This window comes from Janthinobacterium sp. UMAB-60, from assembly GCF_900095235.1.
Taxonomy (GTDB): domain Bacteria; phylum Pseudomonadota; class Gammaproteobacteria; order Burkholderiales; family Burkholderiaceae_D; genus Janthinobacterium.
Window position 1 is genome coordinate 207,379 of record NZ_LT607492.1, and the last position, 21,422, is coordinate 228,800.

At 59.7% G+C, this 21,422-nt stretch carries 22 protein-coding genes and 1 pseudogene; 15 read left to right on the forward strand and 8 right to left on the reverse strand.

Annotated elements, in window-relative coordinates; all coding sequences use genetic code 11:
- Window positions 1–141 precede the first annotated feature (141 nt).
- From K0F86_RS18360 to K0F86_RS18390, 7 genes are all read left to right on the forward strand, one after another.
- Window positions 142–2,454 carry an FdhF/YdeP family oxidoreductase gene (locus tag K0F86_RS18360; RefSeq protein ID WP_219135725.1) on the forward strand — a complete coding sequence of 771 codons (2,313 nt, stop codon included), beginning with the start codon at window positions 142–144 and terminating at the stop codon, window positions 2,452–2,454.
- 13 nt (window positions 2,455–2,467) lie between these two features.
- Entirely contained in the window at window positions 2,468–3,847 is a 1,380-nt protein-coding gene (locus K0F86_RS18365) for a cytochrome ubiquinol oxidase subunit I (protein WP_219135726.1), read from the forward strand.
- Window positions 3,848–3,877: 30 nt separating this feature from the next.
- Window positions 3,878–4,858 (forward strand): cytochrome d ubiquinol oxidase subunit II, encoded by a 981-nt coding sequence (locus K0F86_RS18370; protein WP_219135727.1) that lies wholly within the window; start codon window positions 3,878–3,880, stop codon window positions 4,856–4,858.
- Between the two features lie 12 nt (window positions 4,859–4,870).
- Window positions 4,871–5,791: a bestrophin family protein gene (locus K0F86_RS18375; protein WP_219135728.1), complete on the forward strand. Its 921-nt coding sequence runs from the start codon at window positions 4,871–4,873 to the stop codon at window positions 5,789–5,791.
- A 14-nt stretch (window positions 5,792–5,805) separates the two neighbouring features.
- On the forward strand, window positions 5,806–6,651 hold the full coding sequence (gene fdhD, locus K0F86_RS18380; RefSeq protein ID WP_219135729.1) for a formate dehydrogenase accessory sulfurtransferase FdhD: 846 nt from the start codon (window positions 5,806–5,808) through the stop codon (window positions 6,649–6,651).
- Between the two features lie 142 nt (window positions 6,652–6,793).
- Window positions 6,794–8,287, forward strand: coding sequence for an amidohydrolase family protein (locus K0F86_RS18385; RefSeq protein WP_219135730.1), 1,494 nt, complete (start codon window positions 6,794–6,796; stop codon window positions 8,285–8,287).
- A gap of 46 nt (window positions 8,288–8,333) precedes the next feature.
- Window positions 8,334–9,302 carry a ribonuclease Z gene (locus tag K0F86_RS18390; RefSeq protein WP_219135731.1) on the forward strand — a complete coding sequence of 323 codons (969 nt, stop codon included), beginning with the start codon at window positions 8,334–8,336 and terminating at the stop codon, window positions 9,300–9,302.
- A gap of 145 nt (window positions 9,303–9,447) precedes the next feature.
- On the opposite strand, the gene K0F86_RS18395 is transcribed toward K0F86_RS18390, so the two are convergent.
- Window positions 9,448–10,104 carry a tetratricopeptide repeat protein gene (locus tag K0F86_RS18395; protein ID WP_219135732.1) on the reverse strand — a complete coding sequence of 219 codons (657 nt, stop codon included), beginning with the start codon at window positions 10,102–10,104 and terminating at the stop codon, window positions 9,448–9,450.
- Between K0F86_RS18395 and K0F86_RS18400 the strand changes: the two genes are divergently transcribed.
- Together K0F86_RS18400 and K0F86_RS18405 are read left to right on the forward strand one after the other, a co-directional pair.
- Complete coding sequence (locus K0F86_RS18400; RefSeq protein WP_219135733.1) at window positions 10,098–10,916, forward strand: hypothetical protein; 819 nt, start codon at window positions 10,098–10,100, stop codon at window positions 10,914–10,916. The two genes, K0F86_RS18395 and K0F86_RS18400, sit on opposite strands and share 7 nt — an antisense overlap.
- Window positions 10,917–10,959: 43 nt before the next feature.
- Window positions 10,960–11,430, forward strand: coding sequence for a GNAT family N-acetyltransferase (locus K0F86_RS18405; RefSeq protein ID WP_219135734.1), 471 nt, complete (start codon window positions 10,960–10,962; stop codon window positions 11,428–11,430).
- Here K0F86_RS18405 and K0F86_RS18410 read toward each other — a convergent pair.
- Window positions 11,427–12,044, reverse strand: a complete 618-nt coding sequence (locus tag K0F86_RS18410) for a TetR/AcrR family transcriptional regulator (RefSeq protein ID WP_219135735.1) — start codon at window positions 12,042–12,044, stop codon at window positions 11,427–11,429. The genes K0F86_RS18405 and K0F86_RS18410 overlap by 4 nt on opposite strands.
- Before the next feature lie 246 nt (window positions 12,045–12,290).
- Between K0F86_RS18410 and K0F86_RS18415 the strand changes: the two genes are divergently transcribed.
- Window positions 12,291–13,436: an MFS transporter gene (locus K0F86_RS18415; RefSeq protein ID WP_219135763.1), complete on the forward strand. Its 1,146-nt coding sequence runs from the start codon at window positions 12,291–12,293 to the stop codon at window positions 13,434–13,436.
- Window positions 13,437–13,465: 29 nt separating this feature from the next.
- Here K0F86_RS18415 and K0F86_RS18420 read toward each other — a convergent pair whose 3' ends face one another.
- Together K0F86_RS18420 and K0F86_RS18425 are read right to left on the reverse strand one after the other, a co-directional pair.
- Complete coding sequence (locus tag K0F86_RS18420) at window positions 13,466–13,663, reverse strand: DUF3079 domain-containing protein (protein ID WP_034786630.1); 198 nt, start codon at window positions 13,661–13,663, stop codon at window positions 13,466–13,468.
- A gap of 100 nt (window positions 13,664–13,763) precedes the next feature.
- On the reverse strand, window positions 13,764–14,132 hold the full coding sequence (locus tag K0F86_RS18425) for a hypothetical protein (protein WP_219135736.1): 369 nt from the start codon (window positions 14,130–14,132) through the stop codon (window positions 13,764–13,766).
- 470 nt (window positions 14,133–14,602) lie between these two features.
- Between K0F86_RS18425 and K0F86_RS18430 the strand changes: the two genes are divergently transcribed.
- Both K0F86_RS18430 and K0F86_RS18435 read left to right on the forward strand, forming a co-directional pair.
- Window positions 14,603–14,998: a hypothetical protein gene (locus K0F86_RS18430; protein WP_219135737.1), complete on the forward strand. Its 396-nt coding sequence runs from the start codon at window positions 14,603–14,605 to the stop codon at window positions 14,996–14,998.
- Window positions 14,999–15,203: 205 nt separating this feature from the next.
- Window positions 15,204–15,587: a cytochrome c gene (locus K0F86_RS18435; protein ID WP_219135738.1), complete on the forward strand. Its 384-nt coding sequence runs from the start codon at window positions 15,204–15,206 to the stop codon at window positions 15,585–15,587.
- Between the two features lie 133 nt (window positions 15,588–15,720).
- On the opposite strand, the gene K0F86_RS18440 is transcribed toward K0F86_RS18435, so the two are convergent.
- Window positions 15,721–16,113: a GFA family protein gene (locus K0F86_RS18440; protein WP_219135739.1), complete on the reverse strand. Its 393-nt coding sequence runs from the start codon at window positions 16,111–16,113 to the stop codon at window positions 15,721–15,723.
- A gap of 216 nt (window positions 16,114–16,329) precedes the next feature.
- Between K0F86_RS18440 and K0F86_RS18445 the strand changes: the two genes are divergently transcribed.
- From K0F86_RS18445 to K0F86_RS18455, 3 genes are all read left to right on the forward strand, one after another.
- On the forward strand, window positions 16,330–17,124 hold the full coding sequence (locus K0F86_RS18445) for an alpha/beta fold hydrolase (protein ID WP_219135740.1): 795 nt from the start codon (window positions 16,330–16,332) through the stop codon (window positions 17,122–17,124).
- Window positions 17,125–17,532: 408 nt separating this feature from the next.
- Window positions 17,533–18,360 (forward strand): DUF2971 domain-containing protein, encoded by an 828-nt coding sequence (locus K0F86_RS18450; protein WP_219135741.1) that lies wholly within the window; start codon window positions 17,533–17,535, stop codon window positions 18,358–18,360.
- A 240-nt stretch (window positions 18,361–18,600) separates the two neighbouring features.
- Entirely contained in the window at window positions 18,601–19,077 is a 477-nt protein-coding gene (locus K0F86_RS18455) for a hypothetical protein (protein WP_219135742.1), read from the forward strand.
- A 662-nt stretch (window positions 19,078–19,739) separates the two neighbouring features.
- On the opposite strand, the gene K0F86_RS18460 is transcribed toward K0F86_RS18455, so the two are convergent.
- From K0F86_RS18460 to K0F86_RS18470, 3 genes and pseudogenes are all read right to left on the reverse strand, one after another.
- Complete coding sequence (locus tag K0F86_RS18460) at window positions 19,740–19,955, reverse strand: hypothetical protein (protein ID WP_219135743.1); 216 nt, start codon at window positions 19,953–19,955, stop codon at window positions 19,740–19,742.
- On the reverse strand, window positions 19,952–21,016 hold the full coding sequence (locus K0F86_RS18465; RefSeq protein ID WP_374197302.1) for a phage portal protein: 1,065 nt from the start codon (window positions 21,014–21,016) through the stop codon (window positions 19,952–19,954). Before K0F86_RS18465 ends, K0F86_RS18460 begins: the two co-directional genes overlap by 4 nt.
- A pseudogene (locus K0F86_RS18470) lies at window positions 21,013–21,408 on the reverse strand (terminase); the annotation flags it as partial. The pseudogene K0F86_RS18470 and the gene K0F86_RS18465, both read right to left, overlap by 4 nt.
- Window positions 21,409–21,422 lie beyond the last annotated feature (14 nt).

Here is a 21,422-nt window from a genome sequence, read left to right on the forward strand (position 1 = left end):
AATCACGGCCGGTTCCGGCGCGACCGGCATCGTCGTCTTGCCATCTGTACTCTGTTTTTTTGTCCGGAACTGTGCGCCTACGGGGAGGTCCACCGCCCCTACCATGTGATTGTCCCATCGCATATCACCAGGAGAGTCATCATGAGCAAGCCAAAGTCCGACGCGCGCATCGCGCCCTACACCCATGCCGCGGCCGGTTGGGGAGCCCTCAAGTACGTGGCCATCAATCTGTTCAAGGAAAAAGTCAGCGCGGGCAATTACCGTTCGCTGTTCGAGCAAAACCAGCCCGACGGCTTCGACTGTCCCGGCTGCGCCTGGCCCGACCGCGAACACGCGTCCACGTTCGAATTCTGCGAAAACGGCGTCAAGGCCGTAGCCGCCGAATCGACGAGCAAGCGCGTGCGCCCCGAGTTTTTCCAGGAACACACGGTCACCGAACTGATGCAGCAGTCGGACTATGATCTGGAACAACATGGCCGTTTGACGGACCCCATGGTGTACGACGCGGCCAGCGACAAATACCAGGCGATAGCCTGGGACGACGCCTTCGCCCTCGTGGCGCACCACTTGCACGCGCTGGACGACCCGAACCAGGCCGCCTTCTACACGTCTGGCCGCGCCAGCAACGAAGCGGCCTTTTTGTACCAGCTGTTTGTGCGCGCCTACGGCACGAACAACTTCCCCGACTGTTCCAACCTGTGCCATGAAGCCACCAGCCGTGGCTTGCCGGAAACGGTCGGCATCGGCAAGGGCACGGTGCTGCTCGACGATTTCGAGCATGCGGACACCCTGCTGCTGTTCGGCCAGAATCCGGCCACCAACCACCCGCGCATGCTGGGCGAATTGCGCGAAGCGGCGCGCCGTGGCGCCGTCATCGTCTCCATCAACCCCTTGCACGAACGGGGCCTGGAACGCTTCACCAGCCCGCAGCATCCGCTGGAAATGCTGACGGGCGGCAGCACGAACATCTGTTCGCTGTTCATCTGCCCGACTCTGGGCGGCGACTTTGCGCTGATCAAGGCCATGGCCAAGCGCGTCGTCGAGCTCGATGACGACGCCATCGCCCACGGCCAGGAGCGCGTACTCGACTGCGCCTTCATCGCCGAACACACGAGCGGCTTTGACGCCTTCGCGGCCGACCTGCGCGTGGAAAGCTGGGACTTGCTGATCGCCGAATCGGGCGTGGCGCGCGACAAGATCGAAGAGTTGACGCAGATCTATGTCAAAGGCAAGGCCGTCATCGCCACCTGGGGCATGGGCGTGACGCAGCACAAGAATTCGCTGGCCACCGTGCAAATTCTGTCGAACTTGATGATGATGCGCGGCAATATCGGCAAGCGCGGCGCGGGCCTGTGCCCCGTGCGCGGCCACTCGAACGTGCAGGGCGACCGCACCATGGGCATCGAGGAACAGCCGACCAAGGAATTCCTCGACCGCCTGGGCCTGGTCTTCAACTTCGAGCCGCCGCGCCACCACGGCTATGACGCCGTCGGCACCATCGCCGCCATGCTGGAGAAAAAAGTGAAAGTGTTTGTCGCGCTCGGTGGCAATTTCTCGATGGCCACGCCGGACACGCCGCGCACATGGGACGCGCTGCGTTCGTGCGAGCTGACCGTGCATATCGCCACCAAGCTCAACCGCAGCCACCTCGTGCACGGCAAGGATGCGCTGATCCTGCCCACCCTGGGCCGCACGGAAATCGATGTGCAGCAAGGCGTGGCGCAAGGCGTGACGGTGGAAGACTCGATGAGCATGGTGCACATCTCGTTCGGCATGAACCAGCCCGCCTCGCCCAATCTACGCTCGGAAATCGCCATCGTGGCCGGCATGGCGCAGGCGACCGTCGGCAGCGAAAAGATCGACTGGCTGCGCTTTTCCGGCAACTATGCGCTGCTGCGCGATTCCATCGAGCAAGTATTCGATGACTTTTTCGATTACAACTTGCGCATAGCCAAGCCGGGCGGCTTCCACCTGGAAATCGCCTCGCGTGAAAGAGTCTGGAAGACGCCGAGCGGCAAGGCGCAATTCCTCGTCAACGCCGTGGAACTGGACACGCCGATCCACCGTGCGCGACAGCAATATGGCGAGCGCCTGATGGTGCTGATGACCACGCGTTCGCACGACCAGTACAACACGACGATCTACGCCATGGACGACCGCTACCGTGGCGTATTCGGCCAGCGCCGCGTCGTCTTCATCAACAAGGATGACCTGGCCATGCTGGGCTTTGCGGCCGGCGACTGGGTCGACCTGATCGGCGTGTGGCATGACGGCATCGAACGCCGCGCCGACCGCTTCTTGCTGGTCGAGTACGACATTCCGCGCGGCTGCATCGGCGCCTACTACCCGGAAACCAATCCGCTGGTGCCGCTGGACAGCGTGGGCGAAGGCTCGCGCACGCCGACCTTCAAATCCATCCCCGTGCTGCTGTCGCCTTCGGCCGCCCTCAGCTGATCAGGAGAACGCCATGTTCGGTTTCGATACCCTGGACCTGTCGCGCGCGCAATTTGCGATGACGGCCATCTTCCACATTTTGTGGCCCATATTGACGATCAGCCTGTCGCTGTTCCTGTTCGTCGTCGAGGCGCTGTGGCTGCGCACCAGCGACCCCGTGTACTACCGCCACGCGCGCTTCTGGAGCAAGTTGCTGGTGCTCAACTTCGCCGTGGGCGTCGTCAGCGGGATTCCCCTGGAATTCCAGTTCGGCACCAACTGGGCGCCGTTCTCGCACCATTCCGGGCAGTTCATCGGCAACATCCTCGGCTTCGAGGGCGCCATGGCCTTCATGCTGGAAGCGGGCTTCATCGGCGTCATGATGTTCGGCTGGGGCCGCGTACCGAAGGGCGTGCACCTGTTTGCCACCGGCATGGTGGCGCTCGGGTCGAGCATTTCCTCGTTCTGGATCATGGTCGCCAATTCCTGGATGCAGACGCCGGCCGGCGTGCGCGTGGTCGATGGCAAGATCATCGTCACCGATTACGTGGCCGCCATCTTCAATCCCGACATGGCCTGGGCCGTGGGCCACATGTGGGTGGCCGCCGTGGAAACGGGCTTGTTCGTCATCGCCGGCATTTCCGCCTGGTATATGTTCAAGCGCCGCGAGCCGGCCTTCTTCGCCCGCTCGTTCAAGCTGGCGCTGATGTTGCTGCTGGTCATCGCGCCGTTGCAAGTGTGGCTCGGCGATTCCAGCGGCGTCGATGTCTTCAAGACCCAGCCCGCCAAGGGCGCGGCCATCGAAGGCCACTGGCACACGAACCCCGATGGCGAGGGTGCGGCCTGGTCCTTGCTGGCCTGGCCCAACCAGGCCGAGCAAAAGAATGACTGGTCGCTCGAAGTGCCCGGCATGCTCAGCGTGATCGCCACGCATAGCGCCACGGGCAAGATCACGGGCCTGGCCGACATCGCCCGCGCAGACCAGCCGCCCATGCTGCCGCTGCTGTACTACGCGTTTCGCGCCATGGCCGGCATCGGCATGTGGTTCGTGCTGCTGTCATTCTGGACCTTCGTGGCCTGGCGCAAGGTGGGTGGGCGGGTGCAGGAGTTCGTGCGCAAGCGCAAGCTGCTGCTGGCCTGGGTGCTGACGATACCGCTGCCGTACATCGCCGTCGAGTGCGGCTGGATCGTGCGCGAAGTGGGACGCCAGCCGTGGGTCGTGTACGGCTTGCTGCGCACGCGCGACGCCGTCTCCGACGTGGCCGCCCACGCCGTGGCCGGCAGCATGCTGATGTTCTGCGTGTTTTACATCGTGCTGTTCCTTACGTTTTTTGTGTTCGCCATGAAATGGTTGCAACAAGGCCCGGACGTGGCACTGCCGCTGCCGGACGCCGCCCATGCCGCGGGGTACTGAAGTGCGCCGCTATCTGACTAGGAGTTTGTAATGGAAATGAATTCGCATGCCATGCTGGGCAATGCCTGGTTCGGCCTGATCGGCCTGATGCTGGTGTTTTACGTGGTCACGGACGGCTTCGACCTGGGCGTGGGCATCCTCAGCCTGTTCACCGGCCGCGAGCAGGAACGCAACCTGATCTTCCAGTCGATCGAGCACGTGTGGGACGCCAACGAAACCTGGCTGGTGGTGGTGGGCGGCGCCCTGTTCGGCGCCTTTCCCAGCGCCTACGCCACCTTGCTGGAACAGCTGTACATTCCCATCATGCTGCTGATCGCCAGCCTGATCATGCGCGGCGCCTCGATCGAGTTCCGCCATGCGGCCGGCAACAAGCGCCTGTGGGACCTGATCTTCGGCGTGGGCAGCCTGCTGGCCGCCGTGGCCCAGGGCGTGGTGCTGGGCGAAGTCATCACGGGGTTGCAGCCGGGCCCGCTGAGTGCGGTCTTCACGGCCTGCACGGCGCTGGGCGTGGTGGCCGGCTATTGCCTGCTGGGCAGCACTTACCTGATCAAGAAGACGGGCGGCCAGCTGGAAGCGGCGGCGCGCCGCTACGCCACGGCCAGCGTGCTGGCGACAGTCGCGGCCGCCATCGTGCTGTCGGCCGGCACCATGGTCTTCAGCGCCATCGGCCACGACCGCTGGGCGCAGCCTGGCGTGTTCGGCGTGCTGCTGGCCCTGGCCGCCATCGCCGCCAGCGCCTTTATTTACATCCTGTGGGCCGTGCACGTGAACGGCGTGCGCGGCCCGTTCCGTGGCGCCATCGTGCTGTTCCTGGCCTCGTTCGCGGGCCTGGCCATCAGCTTCTTCCCCGACCTGGTGCCGGGCAAGCTGAGCATCGCGGCGGCCGCATCGGACGAGCCGACGTTGATCTTCATGCTGATCGGCATGGGTTCCATGCTGCCGATCATGATCGGCTACAACCTGTTCCAATACTACGTCTTCGAGGGCAAAGTCGTGCCCCGCAAGCATTGAGCGGCATCCAATATGATCATTCGGCCTACTACCAACTGGTTCCGCATGCTGTTCGTCTGGAACGGCTCGGTGCTGCAAGCCATCATCCCGCAATTGCTGCTGATGCTGGTCGTCAGTTCGCTGGCCCTGCTGACGGATGGCCGCATCTTCGGCGTCAAGATTCCGCTCGATACGGCGCCGTTCCCCATGGTCGGCATCAGCCTGGCGATCTTCCTCGGCTTTCGCAACAACGCCAGCTATGCGCGCTTCGTCGAGGCGCGGCATATCTGGGGGCAATTGCTGATCGCCGCGCGGGCCCTGGCTTCACAGGCGCTCACATATTTGCCGCAGGAAACGAGCGGCCTGGACCATGAATTGCTGCTGCGCCGCCTGATCGCCTTCGTGTATGCACTCAAGCACCAGCTGCGCCAGACGGACCCGCAGCAAGACCTGGCGCGCTACCTGCCGGCCGAGGAAGTGCAGCGCTTGCAGGGCATCGTCTTCAAGCCCGTCGCCGTACTGCATGCGGTGCGGGCCATGCTGCACGAGGCCGTGCAGCGCCAGCCGGGCCAGGCGCAGCTGCTGTGGATGCTCGACACGCAGCTCAACGACCTGGCCGCCACCGTGGCCGGTTGCGAACGCATCAAGAACACGCCGATTCCGTATCCGTATGGCGTGCTCGTGCACCGCACCGTCTACATGTACTGTTTTTTACTGCCGCTGGGCCTGGTGGACGCCATCGGCGTGGCCACGCCCCTCATTTCCGTGTTTGTCGCCTACACCCTGTTTGCGCTGGAAGCCATCGCGCAGCAGATCGCCGAACCGTTCGGCCTGGCGCCCAACTGCCTGGCCCTGAACGCCATGACGCGCGAAACGGAACGCTCGCTGCTGGAATTGAACGGCGAGCCGCTGCCACCCTCGATCCGGCCCTGCCCGCGCTATCAGATCGATTAACCGGAGGAAAAATCATGGAATGCGACATCACGACTATCGAACGCGACGGTTACCTGGAAGTCTCCATGGTGCGCCACCAGGGTGGCGTGGCCACGGCGGGCCGTGACATGGTGGCCGAGGAATATCCCGTGGCCCTCGTCTACAACGGCATCGCGCACGCGGTGATGATGGCCACGCCGCGCGACCTGGAGGAATTCGCCGTCGGCTTTACCTTGACCGAAGGCATCGTCGGCAGCGTGCGCGACATCTACGACCTCGATGTGTGTTGCGGCGCGGATAGCGCGGAAGTGCGGCTGACCATCGCGCAGCCGGATTTGCTCCGCCTCAAGGGCCGCCGCCGCGCGCTGACGGGGCGCACCGGTTGCGGCGTGTGCGGCATCGAAAGCCTGGCCCTGCTGGACCTGGTGCCGGAAAAGATCACGCGACCGCTGCCGCCGCTGGTTGCCAGCAGCGCCATCCTCGGGCGCGCCGCGCGCGAACTGCTGCCGTACCAGGAATTGATGCACAAGACGGGCGGCGTGCACGCGGCCGCCTGGTGCACGGCCGAGGGCGCGGTGGTCAAAGTGTTCGAGGACGTGGGCCGGCATAACGGCCTGGACAAGTTGATCGGCTATCTGGCGCTGCACCGCATCGCCATGCACGACGGCTTCGTCTTCCTGTCCAGCCGCGCCAGCTATGAACTGGTGCGCAAGTCGGCGCGCATGCATATCGGGCTCGTCGCCACCATCTCCGCCCCCACCTCGCTGGCCATCCGCATCGCGCGCCAGGCAGGCATGCAACTGGTCAGCTTTTGCCGCCGCGACGGCTTTGTCGACTACACGGCAGATGAAGGGGAAAATAGCGGCCAGCATGCATCTTGAACAGCCGATGCTACATTCTTTGCCGTAAAGCAAGTGCACGCTTGACTTGCCACCGCTGCGGGCTAACTATGGCAATAGTTTCCTATTGTTAACTTTGCCTGCTGCCACGCTCCTGGCGCGGCAGCGATGAAAGGATGGCGCGATGGCCCTGGCACAAGAGCAGCATCTGGCGGACACCTGGCAGACGGGCGGCTTGAAGCCCCGCGCCTGCGACTGCGGCGGCACCGTCTTCACCATCCTGCACCAGCGGGTGATGGCCGACATGCGGCGCCGGCAATTTCTCGGCGGCACGGCCGCCATGCTGGCGCCCTTCATCGGCTTGTCCACCAGCAATGCCATTGCCCAACAGCCGCAAGCATCCGAACACCCCATATTGCTGACCAATCTGCGCCTGTTCGACGGCACGGGCAAGGCGCCGCGCACGGGCATCCATGTGCTGGTGACGGGCCCGACCATCACTGCCCTGCTGCCGGCCGGCGAGAAAGTCGAGGGCGCGCAAGTGATCGATTGCCAGGGCAAGCTGGTGATGCCGGGCTTGATCGACGCCCACTGGCACACCATGCTGGCAGCCATCAACCAGGTGACGGCCATGACGTCCGACGTCGGCTATTTATATCTGGTGGCGGCGCAGGAAGCGCGGCGCACCCTGCTGCGCGGATTTACGTCCGTGCGCGATCCTGGCGGCCCCGCCTTTGCATTACAACGCGCCATCGATGAAGGCATCGTCGACGGCCCGCGCATCTTCCCGTCCGGCGCCATGATTTCGCAAACCTCGGGCCACGGCGACTTCCGCATGCGTTCCGATATCCCGCGCGCGGCGAATGCGCCTTTGAGCATGGTGGAATCGATGGGCGTGGCCATGATCGCCGATGGCGAGGCGGAAGTGCTGCGCCGCGTGCGCGAGCAACTGATGCTGGGCGCGACGCAGATCAAGATGATGGCCGGCGGCGGCGTCGCCTCGATGTACGATCCGCTCGACAGCACGCAGTATTCGGAACGCGAACTGCGCGCCGGCGTGGAAGCGGCCGCCGACTGGGGCACGTATGTGATGGCCCATGTGTACACGCCGAAAGGCATACAGCGCGCCATCCGCGCGGGCGTGCGCAGCATCGAGCACGGCCAGCTGGCCGACGACGAATCCGCGCGCATGATGCGCGACGCGGGCACGTGGTGGAGCCTGCAACCGTTCCTGCAGGATGCGGATGCGAATGTCTACCCCGATGCGGCGCGCAAGGCCAGCCAGGCCATCGTCTCGGAAGGTACGATACAAGCGTATGCGCTGGCGCAAAAGTACGGCATCAGGACGGGGTGGGGCACGGACATCCTGTTCAACGCAAAAAACACGCCCACGCAAGGCCGCCAGCTGGCCAAGCTCACGCGCTTTTACGATCCGTTGACCCTGCTGGCGCAGGCGACGGGGCAGAATGGACAATTGCTGGCCCTGTCCGGCCAGCGCGCGCCCTACCCGGGCGCCCTGGGCCGCCTGGCGGCAGGCGCCCTGGCCGACTTGCTGGTGGCCGAGGGCGACCCCACGAAGAACCTCGATTTCCTCGCGCACCCCGAAGAAAGCTTGTTCCTGATCATGAAAAACGGCCGCATCTACAAGGACAAACTGGGCGCGCAGCTGGCAGGCTGAGGCCAGCGGCGTTGGCAAGCGGGCACGCCTGCCGCATAATGCGGGCATGTTCAAACTGACTTTTCTCGGCACGTCTTCCGGCGTGCCCACGCGCCACCGCAACGTCACCTCGCTGGCCCTGCAAACCACGCACAACCGCGACTGGTGGATGATCGATTGCGGCGAAGCCACGCAGCACCGGCTGCAGCGCCTGCCCTTGTCCGTGCACGACCTGGTGGGCATCTGCATCACCCACGTGCATGGCGACCACAGCTATGGACTGCCGGGCCTGCTGGCCAGCGCCTCGATGACGGGGCGCAAGAAACCCCTGCTGCTGATCGCCCCGGCCCCCATCAAGGCCTGGATCGACGCGACCCTGCTGCACACGGAACTATTTTTGACGTACCCGCTGATCCACATCGACGTGGACAGCGCGCCAGTCGTGCATGCAGCAGCGGGCTTGACCATCTCGCGCCACGCGCTGTCGCACCGCGCCCCGAGCGTGGGCTACCGTTTTGCGCTGGAAACGAGCCGATGGAAGCTGGACAAGGCGGCCCTGCAGGCGGCGGGCGCGCCGCCCGGCCCCGCCTGGGGACTCTTGCAGGCGGGCCAGGATGCGATCCTCGACGATGGCACGGTCTTGCACGCCGCCGCCTTCCGCCAGACGGAAACGCAGCGCGCCACGGTGGTGATCGGCGGCGACAACGACACGCCGTCGTTGCTGACGGACGCCTGTGCCGGCGCGCAACTGCTCGTGCATGAAGCCACCTACACGGAAGCCATGCTGCAAAAGGTCGGCCCCGGCCCCACGCACAGTTCGGTGCAGCGCGTGGCGCAGTTCGCCGAAGCGGTGCGCCTGCCCAATCTGATTTTAACGCACTTCAGCGCCCGCTATCACAATGCGGACGGCATGGCCGAGCTGGAAGCGGAAGCGCGGCTGCATTACTCGGGTGAACTGTTCCTGGCGCGCGATTTCGACAGCTATGAACTCGATGCGACAGGCGTACTGACCAAGCTGCCGGGGAAACCCCAATAGCAACGCCTAACAAAACCGTAGCGAGCGGAAGTAAGGCTCGGCGCCCCCGTTGGCTTGAGACGCGCAACTGTACGAAGGTACGGGGGCGCCGAGCCAGTGAGCATCGCAGACCGCAAATTACGACGCGCAGTAGGTTTTTTAGGTGTTAGTGGGGATTGACGCCATACTGCGCCACATACTCGGCCGCCAGCGCGCGCGCCGCCTGCTGCTGTGAGGGCGTGAGGATTTCCAGCAACTGGTCGCGGTTCTTGACCGATTGCGCGCTGCCCGCCTCGGCCGGCATGGCGATCCATGCATACGCTTGCACGTAATCGAGCTCGACGCCCTGCCCTTGCGCGTACAGCAAGCCGTATTCATTCTGCGCGGAAAGGGAACCGGCCTCGGCCGCCTGCTTGTACCAGAACGCCGCCTCGGCAAAGTCTTGCGGTACGCCATCGCCCTTGCGGTATGCCTGCGCCAGGTTGAATTGCGACTGGCCATCGCCCGCCTCGGCCGCCTGGCGCCCGTAGGCCAGCGACTGGGCCATGTCTTGCGCGACGCCATCGCCGCTCGCATACATCAGTGCCAAATTGGCCAGCGACGGGGGAAAGCCCGCCTGTGCGGCCGCCGTGAACAAGTCCACCGCTTTCGGCACGTCTTGCGTCACGCCATGGCCCTGGTAATACAGGCTGGCCAGCAAATGCTGTCCGGCGGGATCACCGGCCGCGGCGGCGGCGTTGAATTGTTTAAAGGCCTCGGCATGATTGCCGTCGTTATAAGCGAGGATGCCCGCTTCATTCAAAGATTCGGGAGAGGATGTCATCAGAATTCCTTATCGGGGATTTTTGGGCATTGTACACAGCACTGTTCCGCGCAGAATGCACGATAGGAACCGTGTGGCGCATTGCCCAAATCCTGCGTTATGATCGTTCTCCGCCTGATGCAATCGGGACATTGTGCCCCAAGAATAACGCCATGAAATTGATTGTTCTGCTTTTATCCCTGCTTTCCACCTCCGCTTATGGCGCCACCTTGCATCTGGATAAAGCAGCGACAGGCAAGGTGCGGCAAGCGGCCGATATCCGCTATGTCAATCACGATGAAAAACAGACTTACCAGCTGAAAATCGGCAAGCAGTGGATCGCTGGCAGCTGCAGCAGCAGCGGCACGGGCAATTTGCATGCGCTGCTGCTGGACATGAATTTCGACGGCCATGCCGACCTGTGGGTGACCGGTTACACGGATAGCCAGGGGCGCATCCGCTGTTCCGATGTATGGCTGTGGGATGCGCAAGCAAAACAATACAGTTTCAACAAACCGTTGTCGGCGATTCCGAATCTGGACATCAGCATCGCCGATCAAGGAATCGCAGGCGGCATCGCCAATTGCGGCTGCGCGGCGCAATGCTTTTATGAAGACAGCTATGCCTGGCAGGCCAGCAAATTAATTACCATCGCCCGGCGCGAGCAGGATTGCGAGCGCTATCGGGAATATCGTTTGAATGAAAAGAATGACTTGATACTCGTCAAGGATGAAATCATCGATAGCGACAATCCCGGCCAGCAGGCCATCGAACATACCAAAGCCTATGACTGGCAGCGCCACGCGCACATCATGCGCAAACCGGGGGAGTAAATCCTTCACTACCATCCAACAATTCACAACAATTCACGCACATATGACGACACATCCAGCATCGATTACTTTTCATCCCGCCAAGGCGGAAGACACCCCGGCCTTCATCGCATTGCGCGGCAAGACGCGGCAAAACGCCGTTTCCCAGGAACGCCTGGCGGAAGTGGGCATCACGGCCGACACCTGGGCGGAAATGATGCGCTCAGGCAGCCTGCCCGGCCAGGTCTGCCACCACGACGGCCAACTGGTCGGCTACTGCTTCGGCGAGCGCGACACGGGCGAAATCATCGTCCTGGCCCTGCTGCCGGAATTCGAAGGCCTGGGAATAGGCAAGACCTTGCTGGAACTGGTGATGGCCGACCTTCGCGCCCGGGGCCACCAGCGGCTGTTCCTCGGCTGCTCCAGCGACCCCGCCTCGCGCTCCTACGGTTTTTACCGCTACCTGGGCTGGACCGCGACGGGAGAGACCGACAAGTATGGCGACGATGTGCTGGAGTTTCGCCTGACAGCCTAGGCTTTAACGCGATTGGCATCCCACACGCGCAGGATCTGCGTAATGGCAGGGTCAAACACGGCGTAGCCCACGCCATCGCGGGCCTGGATCGCCACGCCCGATAGAAAACTGTCGAACACGGCCGCCAGCGCTACCCCATCCGTCTGCGCGGATAACTCTCCGCTGGCCATGCCCCGCTCGACGCAATGCACGAAGCCGGCACGCGTGTGCGCGCGCGAAGCCGTCAGCGGCGCGGCCACGGCCGCATGTTCGGCCGTCGGCGCGCTCATGCAGCCGAGCGCTACCATGCAGCCGGGCGGATGGCCCGCATCGGACTGCATGCGGGCCGACTGGCGCAAGGCCAGTTCGATGGCCGCGCGCGGCGCCAGGCCATCGTCCCACAGACATTCCGTCACGCGCGCAAAGGTGCCCAGATAGCATTGCGCCGCTTCGCGGAACAGCGCTTCCTTCGAGCCGAACGCCGCATAAAAGCTGGGCGCGGAAATGCCGCCGCCCAGGCTCGCCTTGAGCTGGCTCAAGGACGTCGATTCATATCCCTGCTGCCAGAATAAAAACATGGCCTGCTCGACCGCCGCCTGCCGGTCGAACGTGCGCGGCCGTCCCATTTGTGCCATCCCTCGTTCCTTCTCATCTACCCATTTTCCACTTACATACTACTCGATACAGAAGTCGTTGACAACGGAGCGCGCCATCGCCTATATTTATACCGATCGATACATATGTACCGCAGCGACGGTCAAGGCACTCCTGCGCCTGATCTCTTTACAAGGATGTTTGCCGTGAATCACGCCACTATCACTACCGGAACCAGCCCCGCGCTGGCCGACCGCCTCCCCGTTTCGGGCCTCTTGGCCCTGGCCATGACGGGTTTTATCTGCATCGTCACGGAAACCTTGCCCGCCGGCCTGCTGCCGCAGATCAGCGCGGGCCTCGGCATCAGCGCCGCGCTGGCCGGGCAAATGGTCACGGCCTACGCGCTCGGTTCCTTGCTGGCAGCCATTCCGCTGACCATCGCCACGCGCGGCTGGCGCCGCCGCAACGTGCTGCTGCTGACTATCATCGGCTTTCTCGTGTTCAATACCGTCACGGCGCTGTCGTCGCACTACTGGCTGACCCTGGCGGCCCGCTTCTTTGCCGGCATGGCGGCCGGGCTGGCGTGGAGCTTGCTGGCCGGCTATGCCCGGCGCATGGTGGCGCCGCACCAACAAGGCCGCGCCCTGGCGCTGGCCATGGTGGGCGCGCCCGTCGCCCTGTCGCTGGGCGTGCCGCTGGGTACCCTGCTCGGCTCGCTGGTCGGCTGGCGCGCCGCGTTCTGGATCATTTCCGCCCTGACATTGATCCTGATCGCCTGGGTGCTGGCGAAGGTGCCGGACTACCCGGGACTATCCGCCCATGAACGCCTGCCCCTGCGCCGCGTCTTCACGACGCCGGGCGTACGGCCCGTGCTGGCCGTCGTCATCGCCTGGATGCTGGCGCACAATATTCTCTACACCTACATCGCCCCGTTTGTGGCCCCTGCCGGATTGACGGGACGCATCGACCTGGTCCTGCTCGTCTTCGGCGCCACCGCCATGGCCGGCATCTGGATCACGGGCAAGCTGGTCGAGCGCCATTTGCGCGCCAGCGTGCTGGCCAGCCTGGCCGTGTTTGCCGCGATGGCCCTGGTGCTGGGCGTCGGGTCGCACTTGCCTACCGTCATCTATGTCGGCATGGCCGTCTGGGGCCTGAGCTTTGGCGGCGCGGCAACGCTGTTGCAAACGGCGCTGGCCGACACGGCCGGCAGCGGCGCCGACGTGGCCTTGTCGATGAACGTGGTGGCGTGGAATGGGGCGATTGCGGCCGCGGGCGTGGTGGGTGGCGCCCTGCTGGAAACATGGGGCGCGGGCGCCTTTCCCTGGGCCATGGTGGCTTTGCTGGTGCTGGCTTTCGCGGTCGCCTGGTCGGCCCGCAAACATGGCTTCCGACCGGGACGGCGCAGCGGCGGCGCGCCCGTGGCCGGGCACTGAGGCGACCGTTTAATCAGCCGCCGGCACCGTCAAGGTTTTTTCTCCGCCTCTTCTTTATCAGCGGCCGCCAGCCCCCAGTCATTCCAGCCTTCGCCAAACAGCTCGATAGGATGCTGCGTGCGCTCGGAACCATTGCCGCAACGCATGGCATCCGGCGGACAATACTTGTCGCAGCCCCAGCAGATGCGTTCGGGGTTCTTGGGGTTCAAGGGAAAGGGCTTGGCCATGGGAGGCGATCGTGGTCGGTTGAAGGTTCCTTGTTGACTCTAGACCTGGCGCGGGGGGCGGTCAAACGAATTTCGGTGGGGAATTTGTCTGGGATCAATTCTATGCAGATGGCTGGTGTGTCGGCAAGACGCAGTACACTTCCAGCACGGTCCGCGCCACATTGACACTGCCATCGGCGGCCGGCTGTGCCTTGAGTTCGTCCAGCGCATACACCATCGTCACCATGGCGCCGGGCACGAACAGCGCGATATCCTGCTTGTGGTGCGTGTAGATGCTTTCGTCGACTGTCGAGCCATCGGCCAGACGCAGGGTGAAGCTGTTGACTTGATTGCCCCGCCGACTATCCTGGCCCGCGAAATACGTGCGCTCGATGCTGCCCGTCACCGTTTGCGTCTGCAGGCGGCCGGCTTTGATGCTGTCCCACCATGCTTCGGAGGCGAACAGTCCGTGCCTGCCTTTCAGGCCCATGTTGGGCTTGGCGCTGTCGAGGGTCAGCGATTGCGTCTTGGCGACGCGAGCGGGGTCTTGTGCCAGGGCTTCGGCGAGGGTGTAGACAGGTCACATAAGGGTGCAAGAGTTCTTGTAAGCGCTCACTCAGTGTTTGCGCCGAATGACGTATGCATTGCCGGCAGCTTCAAAACCGAGCATCGGATAGTAGGACATGGCATCGAAAAGTTATGACGATATTCGACAGTGGTGTTTTTCATTGGTTCACGGGTGTAAGGAGATCGCGCATGGGAAACCTCTTCTGCCAGATAATAGCGCAATATGCGGTTCTGTCTTGCGGGCGGGGACTGGCGCGTCATGAGGCTCCAGTCGCGCCATAGACAAGATGCATGCCCGCATTTAACGCTCATCAAGACCGAGGCGGCCAGCTCACGCAAGCAGGCACGCTGAAACTTATCTGATAAAAAGCAAACTTGACAAGGATTATAAATATGTTGCTACCGTTACGATTGAATAAACGCGTGTACGCCACCCTTGCTGGATCCTTCTTTCTTGTTGCGGGTGCCTCATCGGCGTTTGCTACCACTCTTGACGAGGATCGGACACGAGGTGACATACATGGATTGTTTGAGATAAGGGATGCCGCTGTACAGTTCATTGCAGCTGAAAATCTGAAAAATGGAACAAACTGGCAGGCCATGGAGCCAAACCGGAAGATTCTGGTTGCCAAATGCGCGGTATCTCTGCGCGTGAAATGGGTTCCGAAGAGCCATGGCCTGTCTGGACCGAATGTTGCTGTAAGTTGCGGCCAGACCGTAAAACCCACGATGCAAAAGAAATGGGAAGTGTTCGTACCAATCAATAAGGAGCCGATGGCGCATACATGAGCACATCGGGGTCATTCCATGGCATTGCACACGAACTGAGGTGCTGGCCGTCGTAGAAACTGGCTCAACCGAGGAGATCAGCGGAACCACGCGGCGCTACCTTAGCACTGGCACCACAATTTCGCTTCTGAATCACTAATCTGGTGCAACCGAACAACGGCAGATATCATAATCGACTCAGATTTTATTGATACAACAAGACCACATGAAAATAAAAATATCATTCATCGCCTCGCTAGGAATGCTATCGCTAATTCAAACATCACCATCCTTCGCGGATAATATCAACGGGAAAAATCTCTATGTACAGCGATGTGCCATGTGCCATGGAACAGATATCAGGGGAACCGGCCCATTGGCAAATAAAAGCAATCCTCCCACGCCTGACCTTACAACATCCGCCTTCAAAAAACGTCTGAAAGATTATCCGGGCGTTATTGTTTCATCAGTCATACTTCGTCCAAATGGCGACTTGATTCCAAAAACTTTGCGAGAAAATGGCGTAAAAATATCGCCGTACGCCTGGAAAGTTCAGGATTTTCGCGACTTGAATCAATACATGAGTGGTGTGATTTTAAAGAATAGATGATTTTCAGATAAGATTTATCCGCGAAGTTGCCGCTGGAGGATTCAAAGGGCGCGAAGGCAGCAAACGAACATCGAAATTCTTCGGAATATCAAGAGTACGACAAAAAAGCCAGTCAAATGACTGGCTTTTTTCATTATGCCGGACTTTCTTGAAACTGTTTTGCATTGTCACAAATTTCATACCATGCAGGCTTGGAGCCAACATAAACATGAAATTGCATTCTTACCTCAGGGTCATCATCCAGACAGTTAACCGATATTGGAAATGAATCACTCTCTGAGCCAACTTCCCCCAACGAGGTTCCGCAATTTTTGCAAAAAGTTCTTGCATATTTAAAGGGAGGCTCTGGTTCATATCGTTGAATAAATTCTCGCCCCTCCAGCAAGGTAAATGAATTTTTATCAACAAAGGCCAAGGCACTCGCTCCGGCCTTCCGACAACGAGAACAGTGACACATGCCCATCATGCTCGGGGGTGATGCCAATTCAAACTTTACTGAGCCACAGCAGCAACTACCTTTGATCATGAGATGTCCTTTTTGAAAGTTGACACTGTATTTTTACACAGTACTTCTGGACAGACAAGGTACACATGGAGGAATTTTTCAGAAGCTAAAGCAGAAAGCACCATGCGGGCGTGAGGGCCAGATACCGATCAGATACTGACAAAAACTGATAGTCAACCTACGTATGATCGGCGAATCAAAAACCAAAAACCAAAAAGTTACAGGGATAAATTCACCATGACTACTTTTACTCACTCTTCAGGCCAGCACTTATCCGTTGATGATGCCGAAATATACTTTGAAATCATAGGCAATCCGATAAGGAGTCCATTGCTGTTACTGCACGGCGGCTTAGGCAACCTCACAGACTTCAATGGTATTGTCGGTCAACTTGCAAATGAATTTAGATTGATTGGCGTTGATTTTCGTGGGCACGGCAAGTCGACGCTCGGGAAATCCCGCCTGACCTATCAACGATATCAAGCAGATGTTGAAGCTATTCTGGAGCACTTGAACATCGATTGTTTTTCCATACTGGGCTTTAGTGACGGTGGTATCACCGCCTTGCGCATGGCCGCTGAAACCCCTGCGCGGATCAAGGGACTGGTGGCTGTGGCGGCTCAAAGTCAAATGGAAGCGAACGCCCCGATCCTTCCCATGTTAAGTGGCGTGACGGCTGATTTCTGGGAGACAAAGTTTCCCGATGCAGTCTCCTACTACAGAGAGAACAATCCAGAACCAGACTTTGATGCGTTGATCAAATCGGTTGTATCGCTCTGGACAAATATCAAACACAGCGCTTACCCTGGCAATCTGATCAAGCAGATCACGGCACAAACGTTGCTGGTGCGTGGCGACGAAGATCATCTTTGTTCGTTAAAGTGCATCGCTGACCTACGAGATCAAATAAAAGGTTCTGCCTTCTTGAACATCCCATATGCAGGGCACGAGGTCTACAAAGATTCTCCTGTTTTATTCATGGAGGTGGTGTACGATTTTCTTATCAATCAGCTCAGTCGGAAAGCTGATTAGAACCACGAACGAGCACCCTCGGCGCGCGAAGTTGCCGCGCAGCGGTTGGCGGATTCGGGACGGGCTGGGCCGGTAGGCCCAGTTCTTCGAATCTCACGAACAGTGTAACCCGTCGCTAGTTTTCAAGTCTCCGAAATTTTCCATTTATATCAATAACTTAGGATAAATCCCATTCCGCACGCCACGTTTTTCTAGCGGCTTGCCCTCCCCAGCGGGCGCCGCCCAACACTGGCGATGCGGAAACGATTTGCTTCAAGCAATGACTCTAGGATACAGTGATGATGCAATAGCGTATCTTGTTTATAAACAAGAACCTGCCTCGCTCAAAAACTACGCAAAAAATTGCGCCACGCAGTTGTATTAACATTTCCTAGGACGGCTATGGCAGACTTCAAAGTTGGCAAAAGCATGACCGATGATGACGTACTTTGGAGATACATCCCTCTGGAGGGATTGATTAATATGCTTGACTCCCAGTCACTTCATTTTTCTCCCCTTGAGACTTATCAGAATACTGACCCCTTTGAAGGATACCTGCCAAAAGTTGCAATGGATGCAATGGCAGCCATATCATTAAAGTACCAACAACAAAATCTAAAGTCCATCGATGATTTAGAAAAGCACATCGGGGCGCACCGGGCATCAGATAAGATTGCGCAGCTTCGTGAGACTGGCGGCCAGTTTCAGAGAGATATGGGGAGCGCGTTTAAGAAGATTGCCAAGTGCGTTACAGTTAACTGTTGGCACAGAAACCAGCATGAATCTGAGGCGATGTGGAGACTATATTCACATAGCGGGGTTGCAATACGAACAACCGTAAGCGCTATGCGAGCAGCACTTCTGATGAACAAACAATCTCACGTAGTACATCTAGGTGCCATTAAATATCTAGACTTTGCAAACAATAGTCTCAAGCCTTCTGATTGCGTGACCGAAGATGGCCAGCTCGTCGGAATGGTTAAAAGGATTGCGTATTCTCATGAAAATGAGATTCGGCTACTAATAGCAGGAAACATTGATCCTCGCGATCCCACTGCTGCATCTCCAATGCCGAATTCGCTAAATATAGATGCGTTGACACTTGTAGAAAGTTTGGTTATTTCCCCCTTTGCATCTGTTGCCATGAGGAAAAGCATCCATGCGGTCACGAAAAAATATGGTGTAGACCCTAACAAAGTAACCGATTCCCCTTTACTTGCAAACTGCGAATATTTATTTGACTCCTACAAGAGCTAACAGACTGACATATTTAATTGTGGAAGCGAGGGCCAGATCAGCCACTCAGAAAATTATCTTTAAATTCTTCTCAATTAAATTTATTTAATGAAAGGAGTGGAATAATTTCAAAATCCAGCACATTAAATTACCTCCGCACCGTTAAAAATATAATTTCAAGATATAAATTACCAATAACGATGTGAATTTCAAGTATATAATTTACCATTACTATTAAATAAGAATGATTGGAAATATTAAATGAATGGAAAATTTTTAGGCAATGATGGAAATTACCATCCAGCAGGCTCATTCCTTGGTTTAGATGGAAAATATCATCCTCACGGGTCATTTCAAGGGCTTGATGGAAAATACTATTCACAGGGATCATTTCAAGGCCTAGATGGGAATTACCATCCCAAGGGATCGTTTCAGGGAATTGACGGAAAATATTACCCAAAGGGATATTTCCACGGTTTGGATGGAAAATATCACCCTCAAGGATCTTTTCAAGGTCTTGATGGAAATTACCACGCCCAGGGATCATTCCAAGGACTTGATGGGAAATATCACGCTAAAGGCTCATTCCAAGGACTTGATGGAAAATACTATCCCCAAGGCTATTTTCAAGGTTTAGATGGCCACTATCACTCTCCAGGTTCATTTCAGGGACTCGACGGAAAATATCACCCTAAAGGCTCTTTTGTAGGTTTAAATGGCAAGTACATAACGCCATAATTTTTGTAGCATGATGACGATGAGAATTGTCTTACTAGGCCGCCGCTTTGGTGCCCGCACCCGGCAAGAAAGTCTCCATCGCCACCAATGCCCGCGTGGAACAGCTGGCCAACGCCTACTTGAAACCGCCGCTGCGCGCCGCTGGCTCGATCCCGAGCTGACAACCGACGAGGTCATGCTCGACGCCCACCTGTTCGATTTGCATGCAGTGAGCACGGAATTGAACCGTGGCGCGGATGGGCTGCGGGTTGCCGCACCGCAGGCCAGCACCGAATAAAGACGGGCCGTGCGGCTGCGATACGGCCGCGCCAGCGCATGAACAACGCCCTCCCCACGCCATCACACCAGCCGCACGAAAAACCGCTCAAAGTGCGTCAAAATGCGTCAATTCGCATGCCCCCCTTTCCCCCCGCCGCGCCAGTCCTCATGCGCCTTCGGCCATGGCGCACATTTGAGTCAAAAGCCCCCTATATAGCGGGCAGGTGTGGAGGGGGGACAACTGCGCGCGCCGGGCCGAAATGGGCCTTTTTCTTGCTGCTGGTGCAACATCATTCGCTGGGACGTGAAAAAGCCGCCTCGTGGGCGGCCTGTGCGGTGGCTGGGGCGCTCTGGCGCGGCTGGGCTGTCGCGGCCCGGCCCCGCAGGCTATCGCGGCGTGGCTGTCATCCTGGGCGGCCGGCGCGGATCATCGCCGCCTGCTCCTTGTCGTAGTCGTCGCGGCAATCCACATCGCAGAACAGCAGCGCTGGCGCTAGCGGCTCGTCGCAGTAGTGGCAGCAACCATGCGCCACCAAGCCCGGCCGGCGGCGCACCGCGGCCAGGCCGCGCGCCACCTCGGCAAAGATGATCTTGTCCGTGTTGTCGATATGGTCGCTCATGCCGCACCCTCCCCGCCTGTGGCCAGGTCATACGGGGCGAAACGCACCACTTCCACGCCGGCCCACTCGTTGATCGCCATGAACTGCGCCTGCAGCGGCACCAGCTCGTTACGCGCGAAGACGCGCGCGGCCGGCTCGACGGCGCCGAAGCCGCCAGCATTGTTCGGCAGGATGCCCATGAGCTGCGGCGGCACGCGGTGCGCGGCCAGCTGGTCGTCGCGCGTGACGCTCTTGATGTTGAAAAACTCGTCCTTGGCGGCCACGTCCGACACCGGCATAATCTGGATGCCGTCCTTCTTGCCATTCGGCGCGTACATGAACAGGTTGCGGAAGTTGCCCGGCCCCTTGCTGTCGCGCATGGCCTGGCGCAGGTTGTCCACGTCCTGCGTGTTGGCGGCGGCGTCCGTCATGTAGAAGACGAAACCGGCGTGCGAGCCGTTCTTGTAGTACTTGCGGCGGAACAGGGTGGCCGCCTCGTTGAGCCAGGCCGATTGCAGCGCGCTCAAGTACTGCGGCACGCCGTACAGCTCCTGATTCACGTCCGGTTCCATCAGGTGAAACACCCGGCCCTTGTCGAACTGGTGCACGGCCTGGTAGCCGTTCACGAAATAATAGGTATCCAGATCGACGCCGCGCCGCATGTACTTGGCCAGGGCGTGCTGGTACGTCAGCGCCTTGCCGCTGCGGCTGGGCCGGTCTTCCAGGTAGGCATTGCCGAAAGTGAGAAAGTCCAGCGCCATGCGCTTGAAGGCGTCGCGCGACAGGTACTTGCTGGGGATCAGGGTAGACGCCAGCACGTTGGCCTTGAAGTGGATGGCGCTGCTGTGGTGCACGCCGGCATTGAAGGACTTGGCCAGGCCGGCCAGGTTGACGGGCGGCTCATACCAGTGGCCGTTCTTCCAGCATTCGAAGCAATCGAGGATATCGGCGTGCTCCAGCACGGGCGTCGGGTCGCCAAAGGAAAACGCCTCGATGCCGGCGGCGGCCGGCGCCGTGGCCTCTGTTGATGGCGCGCCCTGGGCCTGCTGGCCGCGCGCGCGCAAGTGTCGTGCTTTGCTCAAGAATAAATCTCCATGAAAGAGTGGTGGTTGTCGGTGGTGCCTTCGAACGGTTCGTGATCGAGGGCGTGCATGCAGGCCCACGCCAGATCGGCGTGGCCGGTTTCGTCGCTGCGGCCGGCGACATAGGTCACGTGCCGCCCGCTTGGGGTGAGGGTTTTGTGGATGGCCATGAAGGACTGCGCGATGTCGGTCCAACCGGCGTCAAACTCCAGGCGCGCTTTGCTGATGATGTTTTTGGCTTTTAGCACCATGCGCGTTTTGACTTCGGGCGAGTAATTCAGGGCCGTGACGGCCGGGAAGAAGCCCCGCACGATGGGCAGCACGCCGATGCCCATGCCCGTGGTATCGATGCCGATGTATTCGACGTTGTAGCGCTGGGTCATCTGGCGGATGGTCTCCCTGGCGC

Coding starts and splice junctions, on each gene's coding strand:
- K0F86_RS18365 (WP_219135726.1), top strand. CDS start 2,468: ATGTTCGGTTTCGATACCCTGGACCTGTCGCGCGCGCAATTTGCGATG.
- K0F86_RS18460 (WP_219135743.1), bottom strand. CDS start 19,955: ATGAGCGACCATATCGACAACACGGACAAGATCATCTTTGCCGAGGTG.
- K0F86_RS18410 (WP_219135735.1), bottom strand. CDS start 12,044: ATGGCACAAATGGGACGGCCGCGCACGTTCGACCGGCAGGCGGCGGTC.
- K0F86_RS18420 (WP_034786630.1), bottom strand. CDS start 13,663: ATGGCCAAGCCCTTTCCCTTGAACCCCAAGAACCCCGAACGCATCTGC.
- K0F86_RS18385 (WP_219135730.1), top strand. CDS start 6,794: ATGGCCCTGGCACAAGAGCAGCATCTGGCGGACACCTGGCAGACGGGC.
- K0F86_RS18455 (WP_219135742.1), top strand. CDS start 18,601: ATGAATGGAAAATTTTTAGGCAATGATGGAAATTACCATCCAGCAGGC.
- K0F86_RS18400 (WP_219135733.1), top strand. CDS start 10,098: ATGTCATCAGAATTCCTTATCGGGGATTTTTGGGCATTGTACACAGCA.
- K0F86_RS18450 (WP_219135741.1), top strand. CDS start 17,533: ATGACCGATGATGACGTACTTTGGAGATACATCCCTCTGGAGGGATTG.
- K0F86_RS18430 (WP_219135737.1), top strand. CDS start 14,603: ATGTTGCTACCGTTACGATTGAATAAACGCGTGTACGCCACCCTTGCT.
- K0F86_RS18375 (WP_219135728.1), top strand. CDS start 4,871: ATGATCATTCGGCCTACTACCAACTGGTTCCGCATGCTGTTCGTCTGG.
- K0F86_RS18390 (WP_219135731.1), top strand. CDS start 8,334: ATGTTCAAACTGACTTTTCTCGGCACGTCTTCCGGCGTGCCCACGCGC.
- K0F86_RS18370 (WP_219135727.1), top strand. CDS start 3,878: ATGGAAATGAATTCGCATGCCATGCTGGGCAATGCCTGGTTCGGCCTG.
- K0F86_RS18435 (WP_219135738.1), top strand. CDS start 15,204: ATGAAAATAAAAATATCATTCATCGCCTCGCTAGGAATGCTATCGCTA.
- fdhD (WP_219135729.1), top strand. CDS start 5,806: ATGGAATGCGACATCACGACTATCGAACGCGACGGTTACCTGGAAGTC.
- K0F86_RS18415 (WP_219135763.1), top strand. CDS start 12,291: ATGACGGGTTTTATCTGCATCGTCACGGAAACCTTGCCCGCCGGCCTG.
- K0F86_RS18360 (WP_219135725.1), top strand. CDS start 142: ATGAGCAAGCCAAAGTCCGACGCGCGCATCGCGCCCTACACCCATGCC.
- K0F86_RS18405 (WP_219135734.1), top strand. CDS start 10,960: ATGACGACACATCCAGCATCGATTACTTTTCATCCCGCCAAGGCGGAA.
- K0F86_RS18440 (WP_219135739.1), bottom strand. CDS start 16,113: ATGATCAAAGGTAGTTGCTGCTGTGGCTCAGTAAAGTTTGAATTGGCA.
- K0F86_RS18395 (WP_219135732.1), bottom strand. CDS start 10,104: ATGACATCCTCTCCCGAATCTTTGAATGAAGCGGGCATCCTCGCTTAT.
- K0F86_RS18425 (WP_219135736.1), bottom strand. CDS start 14,132: ATGGGCCTGAAAGGCAGGCACGGACTGTTCGCCTCCGAAGCATGGTGG.
- K0F86_RS18445 (WP_219135740.1), top strand. CDS start 16,330: ATGACTACTTTTACTCACTCTTCAGGCCAGCACTTATCCGTTGATGAT.